The organism is Paenibacillus sp. LPE1-1-1.1 (assembly GCF_040676435.1).
Taxonomy (GTDB): Bacteria; Bacillota; Bacilli; order Paenibacillales; family Paenibacillaceae; genus Pristimantibacillus.
Genome location: NZ_JBEGHY010000024.1, coordinates 1 through 269, shown reverse-complemented (window position 1 = coordinate 269; position 269 = coordinate 1). Strand labels below are relative to the sequence as shown.

1 rRNA gene is annotated in these 269 nt (G+C 49.8%); it reads left to right on the top strand.

What is annotated here, in order from left to right:
• Positions 1–159 precede the first annotated feature (159 nt).
• A 23S ribosomal RNA gene (locus tag MRBLPE1_RS23115) occupies positions 160–269 on the top strand; the annotation flags it as partial.

Here is a 269-nt window from a genome sequence, read left to right as displayed (position 1 = left end):
TCGCCAAGCAGGTGTTATATTTACACCTTTGCAGCAGCCGAAAGGCTCCGCTGTGATTTACTTTGCACCTTGAAAACTGGATAACGAAAGAAAAGAATTGCTGAAACATCCTTTAGTTGTTTTTATTAGAAGCGAAGGTGAGCGATCACCCGAGCAAATGGTTAAGCTAGTAAGAGCGCACGGAGGATGCCTAGGCACCAGGAGCCGAAGAAGGACGTGGCGAACAACGATACCGCCCCGGGGAGCCGTAAGCAGGCATTGATCCGAGG